The 18106-nt window shown below is 74.1% G+C and carries 21 protein-coding genes; 11 read left to right on the top strand and 10 right to left on the bottom strand.

Annotated features, from left to right (window positions below; all coding sequences use genetic code 11):
* Positions 1 to 45 precede the first annotated feature (45 nt).
* Complete coding sequence (locus ACO229_RS24880) at positions 46 to 1113, top strand: phosphotransferase family protein (protein WP_397430831.1); 1068 nt, start codon at positions 46 to 48, stop codon at positions 1111 to 1113.
* A 12-nt stretch (positions 1114 to 1125) separates the two neighbouring features.
* Here ACO229_RS24880 and ACO229_RS24875 read toward each other — a convergent pair whose 3' ends face one another.
* Genes ACO229_RS24875 through ACO229_RS24865 form a run of 3 tightly spaced genes read right to left on the bottom strand, consistent with a single transcriptional unit; the run spans position 1126 to position 3204 of the window.
* The gene (locus ACO229_RS24875; RefSeq protein ID WP_423463094.1) at positions 1126 to 2043 is read right to left on the bottom strand and encodes an NAD(P)-dependent oxidoreductase; all 918 of its coding nucleotides are present in this window, start codon (positions 2041 to 2043) and stop codon (positions 1126 to 1128) included.
* 10 nt (positions 2044 to 2053) lie between these two features.
* A complete protein-coding gene (locus tag ACO229_RS24870; RefSeq protein ID WP_423463093.1) occupies positions 2054 to 2917 on the bottom strand; it encodes an AraC family transcriptional regulator in 864 nt (287 codons plus the stop codon).
* A gap of 14 nt (positions 2918 to 2931) precedes the next feature.
* Positions 2932 to 3204 (bottom strand): thioredoxin family protein, encoded by a 273-nt coding sequence (locus ACO229_RS24865; protein ID WP_397409267.1) that lies wholly within the window; start codon positions 3202 to 3204, stop codon positions 2932 to 2934.
* Positions 3205 to 3279: 75 nt separating this feature from the next.
* Between ACO229_RS24865 and ACO229_RS24860 the strand changes: the two genes are divergently transcribed.
* The 3 genes from ACO229_RS24860 to ACO229_RS24850 are packed head-to-tail and all read left to right on the top strand — an operon-like array spanning position 3280 to position 4717.
* Entirely contained in the window at positions 3280 to 3444 is a 165-nt protein-coding gene (locus ACO229_RS24860; protein ID WP_397430834.1) for a hypothetical protein, read from the top strand.
* Complete coding sequence (locus ACO229_RS24855) at positions 3444 to 4145, top strand: DsbA family oxidoreductase (protein WP_397430974.1); 702 nt, start codon at positions 3444 to 3446, stop codon at positions 4143 to 4145. Before ACO229_RS24860 ends, ACO229_RS24855 begins: the two co-directional genes overlap by 1 nt.
* A complete protein-coding gene (locus ACO229_RS24850) occupies positions 4142 to 4717 on the top strand; it encodes a TetR/AcrR family transcriptional regulator (RefSeq protein WP_397409264.1) in 576 nt (191 codons plus the stop codon). Before ACO229_RS24855 ends, ACO229_RS24850 begins: the two co-directional genes overlap by 4 nt.
* Before the next feature lie 19 nt (positions 4718 to 4736).
* Here the strand turns inward: ACO229_RS24850 and ACO229_RS24845 are convergent, their stop codons facing one another.
* Positions 4737 to 5687: a GlxA family transcriptional regulator gene (locus ACO229_RS24845; protein ID WP_397430835.1), complete on the bottom strand. Its 951-nt coding sequence runs from the start codon at positions 5685 to 5687 to the stop codon at positions 4737 to 4739.
* A 166-nt stretch (positions 5688 to 5853) separates the two neighbouring features.
* Between ACO229_RS24845 and ACO229_RS24840 the strand changes: the two genes are divergently transcribed.
* The 3 genes from ACO229_RS24840 (at position 5854) to ACO229_RS24830 (ending at position 7705) form a co-directional block, all read left to right on the top strand.
* A complete protein-coding gene (locus tag ACO229_RS24840; RefSeq protein WP_423463092.1) occupies positions 5854 to 6513 on the top strand; it encodes a DJ-1/PfpI family protein in 660 nt (219 codons plus the stop codon).
* A 31-nt stretch (positions 6514 to 6544) separates the two neighbouring features.
* Positions 6545 to 7240, top strand: a complete 696-nt coding sequence (locus ACO229_RS24835) for a haloacid dehalogenase type II (RefSeq protein WP_423463091.1) — start codon at positions 6545 to 6547, stop codon at positions 7238 to 7240.
* A 228-nt stretch (positions 7241 to 7468) separates the two neighbouring features.
* Positions 7469 to 7705, top strand: coding sequence for a hypothetical protein (locus tag ACO229_RS24830; protein ID WP_397409256.1), 237 nt, complete (start codon positions 7469 to 7471; stop codon positions 7703 to 7705).
* Between the two features lie 156 nt (positions 7706 to 7861).
* Here ACO229_RS24830 and ACO229_RS24825 read toward each other — a convergent pair whose 3' ends face one another.
* Positions 7862 to 8968, bottom strand: coding sequence for a saccharopine dehydrogenase NADP-binding domain-containing protein (locus ACO229_RS24825; protein ID WP_423463090.1), 1107 nt, complete (start codon positions 8966 to 8968; stop codon positions 7862 to 7864).
* Positions 8969 to 9079: 111 nt separating this feature from the next.
* Here ACO229_RS24825 and ACO229_RS24820 point away from each other — a divergent pair, with 111 nt between their 5' ends.
* From ACO229_RS24820 to ACO229_RS24810, 3 genes are all read left to right on the top strand, one after another.
* Positions 9080 to 9646 (top strand): TetR family transcriptional regulator, encoded by a 567-nt coding sequence (locus ACO229_RS24820; RefSeq protein WP_397409252.1) that lies wholly within the window; start codon positions 9080 to 9082, stop codon positions 9644 to 9646.
* Between the two features lie 128 nt (positions 9647 to 9774).
* On the top strand, positions 9775 to 11058 hold the full coding sequence (locus ACO229_RS24815) for an anion permease (RefSeq protein WP_397409250.1): 1284 nt from the start codon (positions 9775 to 9777) through the stop codon (positions 11056 to 11058).
* Positions 11055 to 11324 carry a hypothetical protein gene (locus ACO229_RS24810; protein WP_423463089.1) on the top strand — a complete coding sequence of 90 codons (270 nt, stop codon included), beginning with the start codon at positions 11055 to 11057 and terminating at the stop codon, positions 11322 to 11324. The genes ACO229_RS24815 and ACO229_RS24810 overlap by 4 nt, the downstream gene beginning before the upstream one ends.
* A 64-nt stretch (positions 11325 to 11388) precedes the next feature.
* On the opposite strand, the gene ACO229_RS24805 is transcribed toward ACO229_RS24810, so the two are convergent.
* Positions 11389 to 12180 (bottom strand): tryptophan-rich sensory protein, encoded by a 792-nt coding sequence (locus ACO229_RS24805; RefSeq protein WP_423463088.1) that lies wholly within the window; start codon positions 12178 to 12180, stop codon positions 11389 to 11391.
* Positions 12181 to 12350: 170 nt separating this feature from the next.
* Here ACO229_RS24805 and ACO229_RS24800 point away from each other — a divergent pair, with 170 nt between their 5' ends.
* Entirely contained in the window at positions 12351 to 13217 is an 867-nt protein-coding gene (locus ACO229_RS24800; RefSeq protein ID WP_423463087.1) for a GNAT family N-acetyltransferase, read from the top strand.
* A 4-nt stretch (positions 13218 to 13221) separates the two neighbouring features.
* On the opposite strand, the gene ACO229_RS24795 is transcribed toward ACO229_RS24800, so the two are convergent.
* The 4 genes from ACO229_RS24795 to ACO229_RS24780 all read right to left on the bottom strand — a co-directional run bounded on the left by ACO229_RS24795 (position 13222) and on the right by ACO229_RS24780 (position 18047).
* A complete protein-coding gene (locus tag ACO229_RS24795; RefSeq protein ID WP_423463086.1) occupies positions 13222 to 14910 on the bottom strand; it encodes a glycoside hydrolase family 13 protein in 1689 nt (562 codons plus the stop codon).
* 75 nt (positions 14911 to 14985) lie between these two features.
* Positions 14986 to 15807: a carbohydrate ABC transporter permease gene (locus ACO229_RS24790; protein ID WP_423463085.1), complete on the bottom strand. Its 822-nt coding sequence runs from the start codon at positions 15805 to 15807 to the stop codon at positions 14986 to 14988.
* Positions 15807 to 16745: a carbohydrate ABC transporter permease gene (locus tag ACO229_RS24785; protein ID WP_423463084.1), complete on the bottom strand. Its 939-nt coding sequence runs from the start codon at positions 16743 to 16745 to the stop codon at positions 15807 to 15809. The genes ACO229_RS24790 and ACO229_RS24785 overlap by 1 nt, the downstream gene beginning before the upstream one ends.
* Before the next feature lie 27 nt (positions 16746 to 16772).
* Entirely contained in the window at positions 16773 to 18047 is a 1275-nt protein-coding gene (locus ACO229_RS24780; protein WP_423463083.1) for an ABC transporter substrate-binding protein, read from the bottom strand.
* Positions 18048 to 18106: the final 59 nt, after the last annotated feature.

Here is an 18106-nt window from a genome sequence, read left to right as displayed (position 1 = left end):
GCGTGTCGCCACCCGCACCCCAGTCGCGAGGAAGGCACGGACCCGATGACCGACCATGCCCTGCCCGACGCCGAGACGATCCGGGCGGTCCTCGACTCCCGCCCGGGCCCGTGGGGCACGGGCGTGCGGGTGCTCTCGGTGCGCGACCTGTCGTCCGGGCTGGGCCAGGCGGCGGTGCTCCGGGTCGCCGTCGCGGCGCCGGACGCGGGCGCGTCCCTGTGGATCGTCAAGGTCCCAGCCTGGGGCCGACAGTCGCTGCTGGACTCGCGCGACGACGGGCTGGACGAGCGCGAGGGCCGCTTCTTCCGGAGCGGGCTGCCCGGCCTGCTCCCGGACGGTCTGACGACGCCGCCCGACGCCACCGTGCTCAGCCACCACGGCCGTGCCTGGATCGTCATGCGCGACGTCGGCGCCGTGCTCCAGCAGAGCTGGACGCCCCAGGCGGCGCTGGTCGCGGCCCGGCGCACGGCCCTGCTGTACGTACCGGGCGAGTCCCGCCCCGACCTGCTGGACACGCCCTGGCTGGAGCGGGAGGGCTACGCCGCGTACGCCCACCACCGGGACACCGGCCACGAGAACCTGGACGCCCTGGCCCACGAACCGCTGCTGCGCACGCTGTTCACCGCCGAGCAGGTCCGCGCCCTGCACGCCTGCCTGGACGCGTCCGACTCCCTGGTGACACGCGCCAAGGGGCTGCCCGCCACGCTCGTCCACGGCGACCTCACCCCGCGCAACGCGGGCCTGGACCCGGCCGGCGACCTCGCGCTCATCGACTGGGAGCACGCCGGGGTAGGTCCCGTCGGGTTCGACCTGGGCACGTTCGTCTCCCTCTACCGCGCGTTCGGCGGCCACGGCGAGCTTGACGAGCCCGCCCTCCTCGACGCCTACGGCCGCGCGCTCAGCGAGCTGGCCGGCTCCGACCTGCGCGCCGAGGCGGCCCTGGGCTTCGCCACCGCCCACCTCACCTGGGGCCTGCACCTGCGCCTCGGCCCGGGGCTGACGGCGGCGCGGCAGGGCCTGTACCGGGCCGCGCCACCCGCGGAACGGGCCGCGCACCTCGACGACATCCGTTCGGGGTGCCTGCGCGCGCTGTCCTGGGCGGCAGCGGCCTGAGCCGCCGGCCGCTCAGCCGTCTCGCGCCACGTCCCCGGGCACGTCCTGCGACGCGTGCCCCGCGGCGGTCCTCGCCTCAATCGCCCTGATCACGGCCACCATGTCGGACCCACCGTGCCCGAGCGCCGCGGTCTCGCCGTAGAGCGCGAGGCAGACGTCGAGCAGCGGCGTGCTCGTCCCCGCCTGCCGACCGGCCTCGACGACCAGCCGGTTGTTCTTCAGCACGTCGGGGATCGCCGCCTGGACGGAGAAGTCGTCGTCGAGGAGCTTGTCGGCCTTGATCCGCGAGACGTTGCTCGCCATCGGCCCCGCGTCCAGCACCGCGGCCAGCAGACGGCGGTCCAGCCCGTGCCGGTCGGCGAAGTGGAACGCCTCGGCCAGGCCGGTGACCATCGCGATGAGGAACGTATTCGTGGACAGCTTGAGCAGGGTCGCGCGAGGCACGGCCCCGCACAGGACGGTCTCCCGGCTGACCGGCCGCAGGATCTCCCGCACCTCGTCCACGACGGGCCCCTCACCGGCCAGCATGACCACCAGCTCGCCGTCCTCGGCGGGCCTGCGCGATCCGGAGACGGGCGCCTCGACATAGCTGCCGCCGGCGCGCTCGACGTCGGCCGCCAGACCGGCCGAGTACCCGGCCGACGTCGTGCTCGTGCTGACGACGACGTGGCCGGCGACGAGGTCCGCGAAGGCCGGCGTCCCCCGGCCGAGCACCTCGTCGATGGCCGCCTCGTCGCTCAGCATGACGATCACGACCCGCGCCGCGCCGAACACCTCGGCGGGCGAGCCGGCGACGCGGGCGCCGGCCTCGCGCAGCGGTTCGGTCCTCGCCCGGGTGCGGTTCCAGACGATCAGCGGCTTGCCTTCGCGGGCGAGATGGAGGGCCATGGGCTGCCCCATCACCCCGAGCCCGAGGAATCCGGTGGTCACGCGACCGTTTCTACCGGCGTCCACGCCCCGCGGTCTTGAACGATTGTGCTGACTCACCGGGTGCGCTGCCGCTCGCCACCCCGGCGGCCCAGCGTGCCGGCGTCAGCCCGTAGGCCCGCTTGAACATGCGGCCGAGATGGCTCTGGTCGGCGAAGCCCGCGGAGGCCGCGGCCTCGGCGAGCGACCGTCCGGCGACGATCAGCCCACGCGCCCGGGCGAGCTGCCGCATCGTGCGGTAGCGGGACGGGCTCGTGCCGTACGCCGCCCGGAACTGGCGGGCGACCGCCCACCGGTCGAGCCCGGACACCTCCTCGTACCGGCTCGTCGGGTGCAGCACGGCCGGGTCGTCGTCGATCAGCTCGCGCACGTTCCGCAGCGCAGCCAGCGGGAGCGAGCGACGAGTGACCGTCGACGGCGACGCGTGGCCGGCCAGCATCCCCGCCAGGTCGGCGGCGAGCTCCACCCGCTCGAGCTCGCCGATCGGGTCGTCGATCCCTCGCAGGTACCCCACCAGCGCGGAGGGCACGGCCCGCCGCCCGATCACCGGATCGGGCACGAACGGCAGCGGCCCGTCGCCCAGGGCCTCCCGGACCAGGCCCGGGTCGAGGTAGACGATCCGGTAGCGGAAGCCCTCGGCCGTGCCGGCCGTGCCGTCGTGCACCTCGTCCGGGTGCAGCACGTGCGCCTCGCCCGGCATGCAGTAGCGCCGCTCCCCGCGGTACCGGAAGCTCTGCACCCCGGCCAGCGTGATCCCGATCGCGTACGTGTCGTGCCGGTGCGGCGCGAAGCTCTCGCCCACCAACGACGCCTCGAGACGCTCGACGCCCGCAGCGCCGGCACCGAACCGGAGCCGCAGGCCCGTGGCGTCCGACATGGGCCTGGTCTCGCTCAGCGCAGCGCGCGCTCTGCCGCGACCAGCACCTGGGCGACCGTCGGGGCCCCCGCGGCGCGGAACACCTCGGCGCCGTCCGCGTCCCGGACGAGGACCATGGGGGTGGACCGGATGTCGAGCGACTCGGCCAGGCCCGCCTCGTGGGCCACGTCGTGCTCCACCATCGTGGCGCCCGGGACGATCCGCACCGCCTCCGCCAGGACGGCCCGCGTGTGGTGGCACGGGCCGCAGAAGGCCGAGGTGAAGAGCTCGAACTGCACAGCGGACATCTCTCGGTCCATCCCGTCGCGACTCGTCCCGCGCCATCTTGACGCACTGTTCAAGTTATCCTACGGTTCTTGACCATGACGTCAAGTAACTCGGTCGCGGAGCCGGCGCCGGTCGCCGAGGCCGCCCACGAGCCGGCACCCGAGACCGCCGGCACCACCCCCGTCACCCCGATGCCGTTCGAGCTCCTGCCCGTGGGCGAGGCGTTCGGCGTCTGCGACCTGGACGGGGTGTGCTCCTGATGGCCGGCGAGGCGTTCGGCTCGGCGGGCCGGCTCGTCGTCGACGTGTGGAGCGACGTCGTGTGCCCGTTCTGCTACATGGGTGACGCCCTGCTCGACCAGGCGCTGGAGAAGTTCCCGCACGCCTCGGGCGTCGAGGTGCGCTACCACAGCTTCCTGCTCATGCCGGAGGTCCGCGACGGCGACGCCCCGGTCAACCCGGCCGACCACCTCGCGGCCAAGCACGGCATCCCCCGCGAGCAGGCCGTGGCGATGAACGAGCAGGTCTCGGCACGCGCCGCGCAGGTCGGCCTGGAGTACCACCTGGACCGCGCGCAGGCCGTCAGCACCCGCACGGCGCACCAGCTCAGCCACTTCGCCGCGGCGCACGGCAAGCAGCGCGAGATGATTCGCCGGCTCTTCCAGGCGTACTTCACCGAGGGGCTCGTCGTCTCCGACCACGAGGTGCTGGCGGACCTGGCCGCCGAGGTGGGCCTGGACCGCGCGGCGACCCTCGCCGCCCTGGCGAGCGGAGAGTACGCCGAGGCCGTCGAGGCGGACCTGCGCCAGGCCCGGCAGTACGGCATCAACGGGGTGCCGTTCTTCGTGTTCGCCGAGAAGTACGCCGTCTCCGGCGCTCAGCCGGTGGAGGCGTTCCTGCAGGCGCTCGAGACGAGCTGGAACGAGACGGTCGGCTCGGCGGCGGCCGGAGCCGCCCGGTGACCTCCCAGTCCCCGCGCCTGCGTGCCGACGCGCGGCGCAACGTCGAGGGCATCCGCACGGCTGCCCTCGACGTCTTCCGCGCGGGCGGCCTGAACACCCCGCTGGAGGAGGTGGCGCGCGCGGCCGGGGTCAGCAAGGGCACCATCTACCACCGCTTCGGGGGCCGGCAGGGCCTGATCGACGCGGTGGTCGAGGACCTCGTGGCCGAGCGCATCCGGGGCATCATCACCGCGGCCGCCGCCGTCGACGACCCGGTCGAGCGGTTCGAGACCTATCTGCGGCAGATCTGGCTGCTCCAGTACGACGAGCCCGCCGCCAACGACGTCCTGCTGCGGGCGCTCCCCGGCTCGGCGCCGGTGACCGCCCTGTGCGAGCACGCCAGCGCGGCGGCTGCCGGTTTCCTCGCCGACGCCCAGGCCACCGGGGTGATCCGCGGCGACCTCACCCCGCAGGACGTGGACCTGCTCGTCTGGGAGCGCGGCATCATCGCGCGCGCCTGCGAGCAGCAGCCGCGCGACGGCTACCGCCGGCGGCTCGAGTTCACGCTGCGCGGTCTGCGCGCCGCCGGCTGACGGGACGCCGGCCGCCGCGCTACGCGGCGTCGCGCCCGCGGAAGGTGACCCGGTAGCCGCTCGGGGTGACCCCGGTGGCGCGGCGGAAGAGCGCGCGGAAGGTGCTCGGGCTCGGGAAGCCCACCTGCCGCGCGATCCGCTCGACGCCGTAGTCGGTGGTCTCCAGCAGCTCCTGCGCGTGCCGGATGCGCACCCCGGCGATCCACTGCATGGGGCTCTGCCCCGTCTCCTCGTGGAACCGGCGGTTGAGGGTCCGCACGCTCGTGCGGGCGGCCGCGGCGACGTCGGCGAGCGCCAGGTCGGTGTGGGCGTTCTCCTCGATCCACCGGAGCACGGGTTCGAGGGTCGCGGTCCGGAAGGTGGGCGGGTTGCGCAGGATGAACTGCGCCTGCCCGCCGTCCCGGTGGAGCGGCGTCACGGAGAGCCGGGAGGCGTCCGCCGCGACGGCGACGCCGTGGTCCCGGCGCACGAGGTGCAGGCAGAGGTCGAGCCCGGCGGCCGCGCCGGCCGACGTGAGGATCTGCCCGTTGTCGATGTAGAGCGACCCGGCGTCCACCTCGACGGCCGGGTACCGGCGGGCCAGGGCGTCGGCGGCGAGCCAGTGCGTCGTGGCACGCAGCCCGTCGAGGAGCCCCGCCTCCGCGAGCGTGAAGGCTCCCACGCAGACGGACGCGATGCGGGTCCCGTCCGCCGCGGCCGCACGGAGCGCGGCGAGCGCGGCCTCGGGTGCGGGGTCCTCCGGCCGGATCCGCCCGGGGACGACGACGGTGTCCGCCCGCGCGAGCGCCTCGAGCCCCAGGTCGGTCCCGATGCGCAGCGGGCCCGCCTCGACCACCGGCTCGGTGCCGCAGACCAGCACCTGGTAGGCGGGGCGCCCGTCGGGCAGGCGGGCACGGCCGAAGACCTCCACGGGCGTGGCCAGATCGAAGATGATCGTGTCCGGCAGGGCGACGACGGCGACGGTGTGCACGCGCCCACGCTATCCGGCACGAGAGCGAGATCTCGCGGGTCCGGGGCAGCTGGCCAGATCTCGTCGGTTTATGGCCGTCCGGCCGCTGTCCCGGCTGCGAGGGTGCCGCCGAGCATGGTCGGGGGCGCCGATCCGGCGCCCGTGACCGCACCGAGGGAGCATCATCATGGCCGTGTCGGCCCAGGTCGTCCTGTTCGACGGATTCGACCCGCTGGACGTGATCGGGATCTACGAGGTCCTGACCGCCGGCGGCATGGTCGGTGGCGGGACGACCGCCGAGCTCGTGGCCGCCGAGGGGCCGCGAGCCGTCGCCTCGGGCATCCCGGGGATCAGCCTGGACGCCCGGAGCGGGCTGGACCCCGACCGGCCGGGCTACGTCGTCGTCCCCGGAGCCGTGGGCCCGGTCGAGGGCGGTCCGGAGGACGGCGCCGAGACGATCCCCGCACTGCTGGCCCGCTTCGCGCAGTCGGCCGCGATGCCGCTGGTCCGGCGGGCCCTGGCCAACCCGGACGTCACCGTGGCCACGGTGTGCGGGGGATCCCTCGCCCTGGCGATGGCGGGGCTCCTGCAGGGGCGCACCGCCGTCACGAACGCCCTGGGCACTGACCTGCTGAAGGAGACGGGCGTGCACGTCGTCGACGCCCGGGTGGTGGACGACGGCGACCTGCTCTCGGCGGGCGGCGTGACGTCGGGCCTGGACCTGGGGCTGTACGTGCTGGAGCGCGAGGCCGGCCCGAGGATCGCCCGGGCGGTCGAGGGCTTCTTCGAGTTCGAGCGCCGCGGCACGGTCTGGGCCGACCGGGGCCGGGTGCCCCAGCCCCTCTGACGACGGCCTCCGGGCGCACTACGGTGGACCGATGGAGCCTGCGACGAAGGAGACCACCCGGCCGACCGTCGTCTTCGACGTTCTCGGCACCCTGGTGGACCAGACCGGGAGCATGGGGCGGCACGTGTCGGCGATGGCCGCGCTCGACAGCGGGGCCGCGGCCGAGGTCGCCCGCCGCTGGCTGGCCCACGTGGCCGACCAGGAGCGTGCGATCGTGGCGGGCCGGCGCGCCTTCGCGCCGAGCCACGAGCTCGACCGCGAGGCGGTGGCCGTGCTGGTCCGCGACGGCTTCCTGCTGCCGGACGCCGCCGCCCGGCTGACGGACGCGTCGGAGTGGCTGCAGCCGTGGCCGGACACGGTGGCCGGCCTGGACCTGCTCACCGCGGACGTCACCGTGATCGGCCTCTCGAACGCGAGCCGCCGGGTGCTCGCCGGGCTGAGCACCAACGCGGGCCTGCGGTGGCACCAGGTGCTGTCGGCCGAGGACGCGGGCAGCTACAAGCCGGACCCGGCCGTCTACGAGCTGGCCCTGGACACGGCACCGACGGGTTCGGGGACGCCCGTCATGGTCGCCGCGCACGCGTGGGACCTGCGTGCCGCGGCCGCCGCCGGGATGCGCACGGCGTACGTGCCACGGGCCGACGGCGACCCGCCCGCACCGGACGACACGTTCGACCTGCACGCGACCAGCCTGCTCGACCTGCACGCCCAGCTCCTGGGGCTGTAGCGCGAGGCTGTCGGATCGGGCCTGGTCCGCCGGACTCGACGTGCCGGACCTGACGTGCCTCGGCGCGCCGGGCCGGCACACGACGTCCGGCACGGGGTCTGGGTGCGAGTGCCGTGAGGCAGCCTTACGGTCGGAGGGCGGCGCCCCGGTCGTCCGCTCGATCGGGGCGCCGCACCACCTGCGACCGGCCGCTCGCACCGCCGGTCGCCCGGTCCGGAAGGAGCAGCCATGAGCGAGAGCGACAGCGAGACCTACCGCGAGCGTCCCGGCACCACCGACGGTGCGAGCGGCCGCACGACCGACGACCGCACGAGCGGCCGCACGGACGGCGCCCCGGCCGACCGGACGCCGGACGACTCGGCCGACGACTCGCCGATGCACCCGGCGGACCCGAGAGCCGTACCCGGCGAGCACCCCGAGGACAACCCCGACAAGGACGGCGAGGAGCGGTTCGACGCCGGCTGACCCTCCACATCGGCCGGGGCGACCGGCCGGGGCGACCGGTCATGGCGACCGGTCATGGCGACCGGTCTAGGCGACCGGTCTAGGCGACCGGTCAGGGCGACCGGTCAGGTGCACCGGCCGATGCGTCGCCGGCTGGTGCACCCGGCCGGCGTCGCCTCAGCCGTCGACGAAGGTGCCGCCCGCCTCGACCGCCAGGTCGGGGCCGAGGACGGTGGCCGGCGTCCACGCGCCGGGCTTGCCCTCGCCCCGGGCGAGGCGCTGCGCGACCGTGGCCGCCGCGGCGGCGGTGAAGTCCATCGCCTCGCCGGCACGCAGCCACCCCTCGCGCTCGGTGCCGTCGGCCCACGTGACGACGGCGTGCCCCCAGGTGTGCTCGCGCGGCCGAGGCGAGGCGGGCAGCTCGACGCGGGCGAGCCGGGACACGACCAGCCGGCGTAGCGCGGGCACCCGCAGCAGCGCACCCGCCACCGGCAACAGCGCCCGGACCGCGGGGGCGGCCGGGACGAGCATCGACGTGGCGACGACGTCCGGGGCGCCGCTCGCCGTGCGCGCCCCGTAGAGCTCGCCCGACGGAGCACCGACGCTGGTCACCGCCACGCCGTCGGGCAGGGTGAAGCGGTAGACGTCGGCGCCGAGACGGGTGCGCACGAGCCGGCCTCCGGCGTAGCGGCGGCCGCCGGTCGCCGCGACGTCCACCATGCTGGCGGCCAGCGCCTCGCCCAGCCGGCCCGCCTCGACGGCCACCGACGCGAGGGCGTCGACCCGGACCCGGGCCGGGACGGGGCGCCCGGCGCACAGCCGGGCCACCACGGCCTCGGTGCCCAGCACGCCGAACCCGGCGCCCGTGACCAGGGTGCTGCCGGCGCTCTCCGCCTCGTCGTGCAGCGCGGCGAGCTGTTCCATCGCGCCCAGGTCGGAGGCCAGGTCGACGTAGTGGCCGCCCGGCAGGCACGCGCGCACCACGGGCAGCGCAGTCCGGGCGTAGTCGCCGATGGTGTTGACCACCACCGCGGGCCGCTGCCGGGCGACCTCGTCCGCCGTCGCCTCAGGGGTGGCGGCGACGACCGTCCGCACGCCCGACCCCGGCCCGAGCTGCTCGGCGGCCCGGCGCAACCGCCCGGCGTCGCGCCCCACCAGGACGGGTGCCACGCCGTCCGCCACGAGCCGGGCGGCCACGGCCCGGCCCGTCCTCCCGGTGGCTCCGAGCACCCAGATCTCCCCGGTCCGGGCCGGGCTGTCCGTCTCACCGCTCCGCTGTGCCATGAGGTCTCCTTCTCGTCGGGCCGGGCATGCTCGTACCCGAGTGATGTCACCATGTGTCATCATCACGGTAGCACTCATGGCACACAGTGTCATCAGTGCTAGTCTCTGATCGTGGCGAGATGGGATCCCGGAGCGCAGGAGCGCCTGACCGAGGCCGCGCTCGACCTGTACCTGGAGCGCGGCTACGACACGGTGACCGTGTCGGACATCGCGGAGCGCGCCGGCCTGACCCGTCGCACCTACTTCCGCTACTTCCCGGACAAGCGCGAGGTGCTCTTCGCGGGCGCGGAACGCCTGCCGGACGCCGTCCGCGCGGCGGTGCTCGCCGCCGACCCGGACGCGCCGCCGTTCGCCGCGGCGCTCGACGCCCTCGGCCGCGTCGGTGCCCAGGTGGCCACGCTCGTGGACCACGGCCACGCCGCCCGCCGACGGGTCGTGATCGACGCGAGCCCGGAGCTCCAGGAGCGCGAGCGGACCAAGGCGGCAGGCGTGGTCGCGGCGATCGAGGAGGCCCTGCTGGAACGCGGCGCGGAGCCCGGCACCGCCGCGCTCGTGGCGCAGGTCGGGGCCGCGACGCTCGGCCTGGCCTTCCGCCGCTGGACCGCCGGGGACGGCACGAGCTTCAGCGACGACCTGGCTGCCGTGGCCGGCACCCTGCGGGAGGCCCTGGCGCAGTGAGGCGCGGCACACCGGCCCGGCCTCGGGTCGGCCGTCAGGTGAACATCAGATGAACGATGGCGGAACAGTGCCTTGCTTTCGCCCGAAATCGCGGTTCGACCCCTGATCCGTCTCCGACCATCGAGGGCGTGACCGAAACGCTCCTGCTCGTGCTCGTCGTCGTGACAGCACTCGCCTTCGACTTCACGAACGGATTCCACGACACGGGGAACGCGATGGCCACGTCCATCGCCACCCGCGCCCTCCGGCCGCGGACCGCCGTCGCGCTGTCCGCCGTGCTCAACCTCGTCGGGGCGTTCCTCTCGCTCGCTGTCGCCGCCACCATCGCCAAGGGCATCGTCGATGCCGAGGTGATCACCCTGCCGGTGGTGCTGGCCGGCCTGGTGGGCGGCATCGTCTGGAACTTGCTCACCTGGCTGCTCGGCATCCCCTCCAGCTCCTCGCACGCCCTCGTCGGCGGCATGGTGGGCGCGGTGCTGGCAGCGGTGGGCACGTCGGGGGTGCTGTGGACCGGCGTGGTGTCCAAGGTGCTGCTGCCCGCCCTGCTCGCCCCGCTCATCGCGATCGCCGTGGCCGGCCTCGGCACGTGGTGCGTCGCGCGCCTGACCCGCGGGGTACCCCAGGACGTGACCAACCGCGGCTTCCGCTGGGGCCAGATCGGCTCGGCCTCGCTGGTCTCGCTGGCGCACGGCACCAACGACGCGCAGAAGTCGATGGGCATCATCCTGCTCGCGCTCATCGCGGGCGGCGCGGTGCCCGCCGACTCCGACGTGCCCCTGTGGGTCATCCTCAGCTGTGCGATCGCCATGGCCGTCGGCACCTACATGGGTGGCTGGCGGGTCATCCGCACGCTCGGCAAGGGCCTCGTCGAGATCGACACGCGCCAGGGCATGGCCGCGGAGACGTCGTCCGCGGCGGTCATCCTCCTGTCCAGCCACTTCGGCTTCTCGCTCTCGACCACGCACGTCGCGACCGGCTCGGTGCTCGGCTCCGGCGTCGGTATGCCGGGCGCGAAGGTGCGCTGGAGCGTCGCCGGGCGCATGTTCGTGGCCTGGGCCCTGACCCTGCCGGCCGCCGGGCTGGTCGGCGCGCTGTGCCACTGGCTCGAGTCGGCCATCGGCGGCGCGGCGGGCACCATCGCGGTGCTCGTCGTGCTGGTGGCGTCCACCCTCGCCATCTGGATCGCCTCGCGGCGCCGGCCCGTCAACCACGCCACCGTCAACGAGGACTGGGACGAGGACAAGGGCGCCGACGTGCAGCCGGTCGCCGCGACGACGGGCGCCACGGGCGGCGAGCGCGTCGCCCCCGTGCCCGCCGTGGCGACGGCCTCCTCCGTCGGTCGGGCCATCAGCTCCGTGGGAGCGGACGACGCCGGGAACGCCGGCACCACCTCGAAGGGAGAGCAGCCGTGAACGAGTTCATCGAGTGGGGTGCGCTGGGCCAGGTGCTGGTGGCGGGCGTGCTCGTCGGCGCCGGGATCCCCGCGCTGTTCGCCCTGGGGCTGCGCCTCCTGGCCGGCACCGGGCCGGTCCCGGACGGAGCCACGACGGACGGGGACGCCCCCGTGAGCCCGCCCCGGCCGGGGCCCGTGCGCCTGGCCGGAGCGGTGCTGTGCCTGGGCACGGTGGTCGCGGCGGTCGTCACGGGCCTGGTCTTCGTGATCTCGGGCGGTCACTGAGCCCGCGTCGCCGCGACCGGCCTCGTGCCCCGGACGGCGCAGGGCCGGCCCTCGGCGGTCCGCGTCAGGTGGCCGGCCGGGCCGCCGCCCGCGCCCGCACGGCCAGCGTCGTGCCGAGCACGACGGCGGCAGCGGCGGCAGCGGTCCAGGCCACCGGGGCCGACGGGAGCGCACCGTCCCACCGGGCCACGGCGATCCAGGCCAGGCCCCAGGCGACGGCGGCACCGACCGCCAACCGCCCCCGGCCTCGCACGGCGAGCGCGACGCCGATGCCGGCGACCGCGACGAGCACGGCGACCGCCCACCCGTCCGGCGTGCGGCCCGCGCCACCGAACCCGGAGGCGACGAGGGCCGCCGCGACGTTGGCCACGGTCGCGACGCAGACCCAGCCCAGGTAGACACCGAGCACCCCGTCGACGAGCACGCGATCCAGCGGACCGCTCGCGCGGGTGCGGGTCAACAGGACAAAGATGCGGCTCAGGAGCATCAACAGAACCCCGATGACCAGCACACTCACCCAGAGCCGGCCCGCCTGCACCACCAGGATCCACGCGGCGTTGAGCAGCATGGTCCCGGCCACCGGCAGCCGCAGGCGACGCTGCCTGTCCTCGGCCACCGGGAACCACTGCAGCACGGTGTAGCCCGCGAGCCCGAGGTAGACCACCGTCCACACCGCGAAGGCACCCGACGCGGGAGCCAGGAGCGTGGCGTCGGTCGAGAGCGCGCCGCCCGCGGCCGACGCGATCGGGGTGCCGCCGAACACCCCGACGCCGATCATGGAGCCGGCGAGGCACACCAGGAAGCTGAGGGTGACGGCGATCTGCCCGCGCCGGTCGGTGGCTGTCTCCTGTGCCATGCGGTGGTCCTCCTCGGGTCGCCCGGTCGGCGGCCGGCTCAGGAAGGACACCCGCCGCAGCACTGTCTAGCCTAACTAGTAACCTGCCCGGCTTCCTGATGGAGCGACCGACCGGGAAGAGGCCGGGAAAAAGGTCGCCCGCCGGTCCGGTCCCGGCTTGGATCGCCGGTATGACGATCCACCTGAACGTGCCCGGCGCCGACGACCTGACCCGGGCCGTCGACGTGCTGCGGGAGTGGCAGTCCGACACGGATCCCGTGCAGCTCCACCCCGGGGACATCGGCTGGTTCTGGCGGTGGGGCACCACGGCGACGGCGGCGGCCGTCCGCACCTGGACACGGGACGGACACGTGCTCGCCGTCGGCCTGCTCGACGGCGCGGACCTGCTGCGCCTCAGCACGGCGCCCGACGTGCGCCGGGACGAGTCCCTGGCCCGCAGGATGGTGGCCGACGTGACGACGCCGGAGCGTGGTGTGCTGCCGGACGGGGAGGTCATGGTCGAGGCGCCGCCCGGCGCCCTGGTGAGCGAGCTGCTCGGCGAGGCGGGCTGGGGTGACGACGAGCCGTGGGCCCCGCTGGTGCGCGACCTCGCCGGCCCGGTCGAGGACCCGGGCGTGCGGGTGGAGGTGGCCGGACCCGACCGGGCGGGCGAGCGCACCGCCGTCCACCGGGCCGCGTTCGGCGGCCCCTCGTTCACCGACGACCGCTGGCACGCGATGGCCGCCGGCCCGCTCTACGCCGACGCCCGGTGCCTGGTCGCCTACGACGAGGCGGGCACGGCGGTCGGCGCGACCACGGTCTGGTCGGCCGGCGCCGGGCGGCCCGGCTTGATCGAGCCCCTCGGCGTGCACCCGGACCACCGCGGGCACGGCTACGGCAGGGCGGTCACCCTGGCCGGGGTGGCCGCCCTGCGTGAGCTCGGCTCGTCCAGCGCCGTCGTCATCACCGAGAGCGCGCGCACCCCGGCGGTGGCCACCTACGTGTCGGCGGGGTTCGACCGGCTGCCGGACCGCCTCGACCGCCGCCGGGCCGGGTAGCCGGTCAGACCCGCAGCCAGGCCGTGGTCGCCCCCGGCAGGTGGCCGCCGTCGAGCGGGGCGCTGGTCAGCAGCACCTCGCCGGCGGGCAGGTCGACGACGTCGTCACCGAAGTTGGTGACGCTCAGCCAGCCGTTCGGCCGGCGGAACGCGAGCACGTCGTCGCGGCCGGTGTCGTGCCACTCCATGGTCTCGTCGGTCTGCAGCTCCCGGCGCAGGGCGAGGGCCCGGCGGTACAGCGCGAGCGTCGAGGCCGGGTCCTGCTCCTGCACCTCCACCGCGAGGTCCCCGAACCAGTCCGGCTGCGGCAGGTCGGCGGGCCCGGCACCGAACCCGAACGAGGCACCCTCGCGCGTCCAGGGCAGCGGGACACGGCACCCGTCGCGGCCGATCTCGATGCCCGGGCTCCGGAAGAACGTCGGGTCCTGGCGCGACTCGTCGGGGATGTCGGCCACCTCGTGCAGGCCCAGCTCCTCCCCCTGGTAGAGGTACGAGGAGCCCGGCAGCGCGAGCTCCAGCAGCGTCGCCGCACGTGCCCGGCGCAGCCCGAGCTCCCGCTGGAGCACGGGCTCGGTGCCGCCCGAGAGCAGCCACCGCTTGCCCTGCTTCTCCGCGGTGTGGTCGCCGCCGGCCGCGCCGGTGCCACGCGGGGGCAGGCCGTAGCGGGTGGCGTGCCGCACGACGTCGTGGTTGGAGAACACCCACGTCGTGGACGACCCGGACGTCTCGGCGAGCTCCAGGTTGAACGTGATGATCTCGCGGAACTGCCCGGCGTCGAAGTCGGCCTCCAGCAGGTCGAAGTTGAACGCCTGGCCCAGGCCGTGGGCGCTGGCGTAGCGCGCCCGGCGGTCCGCGGCCACCCACGCCTCGGCGACGGCGGTGCGGGGCGGGTCGTAGGAGTCGAAGACCGTGCGCCACTCGGCGTAGATGTCGTGCACGTCGTCCCGGTCCCACAGGGGGTGGTTGCCGTCGCGCGGCGTGGCATCGAGCTCGGCCTGGCTGGGCAGCTCCTCACCGAGGTCCTTGGCGAGCCCGTGCGCGACGTCGACCCGGAACCCGTCCACCCCGCGGTCCGACCAGAACCGCAGCGTGTGCAGGAAGTCGGCCCGGACCTCGGGGTTCTTCCAGTTCAGGTCCGGCTGCTCGGTGGCGAAGTGGTGCATGTACCACTGGCCGTCCCCGACCGGCTCCCAGGCCGGGCCGCCGAACACCGACTGCCAGTCGGCGGGCGGCTCGGCACCGTCCGGCCCCTTGCCGTCACGGAAGATGTAGCGGTCGCGCGCGGGCGATCCCTTCGGCGACCGCAGGGCCTCCTGGAACCAGACGTGCCGGTCCGAGGTGTGGTTCGGCACGAGGTCCACGATCAGCTTGATCCCGGCGTCGTGCAGCGCGGCCACCAGCGCGTCGAAGTCGTCGAGCGTGCCCAGGCGCGGGTCCACGTCGCGGTAGTCGTCCACGTCGTAGCCGCCGTCCGCGAGCGCCGACGGGTAGAACGGGCTGAGCCAGACGGCGTCGACGCCGAGCTCACGCAGGTACGGGACGTGCGCGGTGATGCCCGGGAGGTCGCCGATGCCGTCCCCGTCCGCGTCGGCGAACGCGCGCGGGTAGATCTGGTAGACGGCGGCCTGCCGCCACCAGGTGGCGTCTCCGGCGGAGGAGTCGGGGGTGAGGGTGGGCTCCATCACTTCGGTCATGAGGTGATCGTTCTCCTTGCTTGTCTGGCTGGGCTTGTCTGGCTGGGCTTGTCGGGACCGGCTAGCCGGGGCTGGTCACTTGACGGCGCCCTGGGTGACCCCGGACATCACCCAGCGCTGCGTGAACAGATAGACGACGATCGCCGGCGCCATGGCCATGAGGTAGGACGCGAAGGCGACGTTGTAGTTGTTGCTGAACTGGGTCTGGAAGATGTTCTGCAGCACGGGCAGGGTCTGCAGCGCCGGGTCCGACGTGATCAGGAACGGCATCATGAAGTCGTTCCACGATGCCAGGAAGGCGAAGATGCCCACCGTCGCGCTCATCGGCGCCAGCAGCGGGAACACCAGCCGCCAGAAGACCTGCCACGTGGTGGCGCCGTCGAGCCGGGCGCTCTCCTCCAGCTCGGCGGGCAGCGAGCGCAGGAACGCCGTGTACAGCAGGGTGCTGAACGAGAGCTGGAACATCACGTGCAGGATCGCGACCCCGACCGGGTTGTCCAGGCCCGCGAGCCCCGTGAGCCGCACCTGGGACAGCGCGAGCACCGGGAAGGGCAGGAACATCGCGCCGAGCAGGTAGAAGAACGACCACCGGAACAGGCGCCGGTCCCAGTTGCGGGCGATGGCGTAGGACGCGACGGAGCTGAGCACGACGGTCCCGGCGACCGCGACCGCCGTGACGAGCAGCGAGACCGCGAACGACCGGGGGAAGCTGGTCAGCGTCCAGGCCTCGGCCAGCCCGTCGAGGCTGACCGGGGCAGGGAGCGAGAACGCGTTGCCGTCCACCGACTGCTCGGTGGTCTTCAGCGCCATCGTGACCGTGACGTAGAGCGGCACCAGGACGGCGAGCGTGCACGCGAGCAGGACGACGGTGACCGGGACATTGATGCGCCTGGACATCAGACAGCCACCTTTCCACGGGTGAGCCGCAGCTGCACCAGGGCCAGCACGAGGGCGATGAGGAAGAAGACGGTGGCGTTCGCCATCTGGTAGGCGTAGTCGCCGCCGGTGAACCCCGAGAAGATGGTCATGGCCACGCTGCGGGTGGCGGTGCCCGGTCCGCCGTCGGTGAGGCCCACGATGACGTCGTAGGCGTTCAGGAAGTTCTTGAACCCGATCACCATGTTGATGAGCACGTACCCCGCGAGCAGCGGCAACGTGATGGTGCGCAGCTGCCGCCAGCCGGAGGCGCCGTCGATGCTGGCCGCCTCGTACACCTCGCCGGGGATGGAGACGATGCCGGCGGTGTAGACCAGCAGCGCCGACGGGATCGCCTGCCAGGCCGTGACCACCACGATCGCCGTCCAGGCCAGGTCCGGGTCGGCCAGCACGCTCTCCTGGAGCGCCGTGAGCCCGACGGCGGAGGCGAGCTGCGGCAGCGAGTTGGAGAACAGGAAGTTGAAGACGTAGGCGATGATGATGCCGGAGACCACCATGGGCAGCACGAACACCGTGCGCAGCGCCGCCCGGGCGGGGATGCGGGCCGCCAGCCCGATCGCGAGCAGGAACGCCACGACGTTGACGACGACCACCGTGACCAGCGCGAACCCGACGGTGAACCCGTAGGAGCTCAGGATCGCCGGGTCGGAGAACAGCACGGCGTAGTTGGTCAGACCGATGAAGCGGGCCTCACCGAACCCGATGGAGTCGGTGAAGCTGTAGGCCACGCCCATGATCGCGGGGACGGTGATCGCGAGCGTGAACAGCGCGACGGTGGGCAGCAGGAACAGGTAGTAGGTCGCGTCGACGCGCCGCCGCTGGGCGGGGCGCACCGACGTTCCCTCGGCGAGGGCCGCTGCGGTGCGGGCCTCGGGGAGCGTGGTGGCTGGTGTCGCCATGACAGGTCCTCGGGTTCGGGGGCGGGTTCAGGAGCGGCGGGCCAGCCGCGCCCAGTCGGCGTCGACGGTGCGCAGCACGGCGCCCGGGTCGGCACCGGTGACGAGCGCCTGGGCGTAGTTGTGGATCGGGATGGACTGCGGCACGAGCTGCGACGGGCCGAGGTAGAACCGGGCGTCGTCGTAGTAGGACTGCAGCTCGACCAGGGTGGGGTGGGTGACCGGCGGCGCGTCGGTGGTGACGCCGAAGCCGAGGTTGTCGGCGTTGTAGGTGTCGATGACCTCGGGCCGCATGAGGAACGTCAGGAGCTCGCGGGCGGCGTCCTGGTTGGGTGAGATCTCGGGGATCCACAGCGCCAGGTCGACGTTGACCCGCACCTTGCGGTCCGCCGGGTCGTCGGTCATGGGGAGCGGAAAGACGCCGACGTCGAGGTCGGGCGCCGTCTTGGCGATCTCCGTGAGCGCCCACGGGCCCTGGAGGTACATCGCCGCCTCACCCCGCGCGAAGGCGAGGTTGCCGTCGCCGTAGCCCCGGCTCGCGGCGTCGGCGTTGGAGTAGCCCACCAGGGTGAGCATGCGCTCGACCGGCTCGCGGAGGTGCTTCTCGAACGAGACCGGCGAGTCCGGCCCCGTGTCGGCGCCCTGCTGGGCCAGGGCCTCGAAGAAGGCGGTGACGTCGACCATCCCGCCCACGGTGTAGTCGAACAGCCCCTGCCCCACCGTCCACGGGTCGGCGTAGGTGCCGTAGAACGGGGTCACGCCCGCGTCGGTCAGGGCGTCGCAGACCTCGATCAGCTCCGACCACGTGGTCGGCGGCGTCAGTCCGTGGTCGGCGAAGAGCGTGCGGTTGTAGAGCACACCGGCGGCCATGAGGGAGTACGGCAGCACGCTGGTGCGCCCGGGGTACGACGCCGTCAGGTCGACGAGCGGCAGCAGGTCGGGGTTGATCCGGCCCGCCTCGGGCAGGTCGCCGAGGTCGCTCATCGCGCCGCGGTCCACGAACCGCGCCACCTCGAAGTTGTAGTTGAGGCACCCGAGGTCGGGCGGCGAGCTGCGGACGAACCCGGCCGACAGGTTCGACGACGAGTCGTGGCTGACCCGCAGGCCCGGGTGCGCCTGGCGGAACCGGCCCAGGAGCTCGCCGAAGTAGCCGATGGCCTCGGGCTTGGACTGGTGGAACGACACCTCGGCGCCCCGGCCGAGGGGCCCGCAGCCCGTCAGTGCGAGGCCGGCGCCGAGCAGGCCGGCGCCGAGGAAGGCCCGTCGGCTCAGTCCCTGCGACGGTGGAGGGGAAGGTGCTGGCACGTCGTCGTCTCCTTGGTCCGGCCCGCCACCCACGCTGGTGCGGACCTAAATCTAATGTC

It is taken from the genome of Promicromonospora sp. MS192 (assembly GCF_049532985.1).
In the GTDB taxonomy this organism is placed as follows: Bacteria; Actinomycetota; Actinomycetes; order Actinomycetales; family Cellulomonadaceae; genus Promicromonospora.
Note: the sequence above shows the minus strand (reverse complement) of the source record. Positions and strands in the feature narration are given on the sequence as shown.

Coding starts and splice junctions, on each gene's coding strand:
- ACO229_RS24865 (WP_397409267.1), bottom strand. CDS start 3,204: ATGTCCGCTGTGCAGTTCGAGCTCTTCACCTCGGCCTTCTGCGGCCCG.
- ACO229_RS24800 (WP_423463087.1), top strand. CDS start 12,351: ATGACGATCCACCTGAACGTGCCCGGCGCCGACGACCTGACCCGGGCC.
- ACO229_RS24825 (WP_423463090.1), bottom strand. CDS start 8,968: ATGGCACAGCGGAGCGGTGAGACGGACAGCCCGGCCCGGACCGGGGAG.
- ACO229_RS24795 (WP_423463086.1), bottom strand. CDS start 14,910: ATGACCGAAGTGATGGAGCCCACCCTCACCCCCGACTCCTCCGCCGGA.
- ACO229_RS24855 (WP_397430974.1), top strand. CDS start 3,444: ATGGCCGGCGAGGCGTTCGGCTCGGCGGGCCGGCTCGTCGTCGACGTG.
- ACO229_RS24840 (WP_423463092.1), top strand. CDS start 5,854: ATGGCCGTGTCGGCCCAGGTCGTCCTGTTCGACGGATTCGACCCGCTG.
- ACO229_RS24790 (WP_423463085.1), bottom strand. CDS start 15,807: ATGTCCAGGCGCATCAATGTCCCGGTCACCGTCGTCCTGCTCGCGTGC.
- ACO229_RS24805 (WP_423463088.1), bottom strand. CDS start 12,180: ATGGCACAGGAGACAGCCACCGACCGGCGCGGGCAGATCGCCGTCACC.
- ACO229_RS24870 (WP_423463093.1), bottom strand. CDS start 2,917: ATGTCGGACGCCACGGGCCTGCGGCTCCGGTTCGGTGCCGGCGCTGCG.
- ACO229_RS24880 (WP_397430831.1), top strand. CDS start 46: ATGACCGACCATGCCCTGCCCGACGCCGAGACGATCCGGGCGGTCCTC.
- ACO229_RS24830 (WP_397409256.1), top strand. CDS start 7,469: ATGAGCGAGAGCGACAGCGAGACCTACCGCGAGCGTCCCGGCACCACC.
- ACO229_RS24860 (WP_397430834.1), top strand. CDS start 3,280: ATGACGTCAAGTAACTCGGTCGCGGAGCCGGCGCCGGTCGCCGAGGCC.
- ACO229_RS24835 (WP_423463091.1), top strand. CDS start 6,545: ATGGAGCCTGCGACGAAGGAGACCACCCGGCCGACCGTCGTCTTCGAC.
- ACO229_RS24785 (WP_423463084.1), bottom strand. CDS start 16,745: ATGGCGACACCAGCCACCACGCTCCCCGAGGCCCGCACCGCAGCGGCC.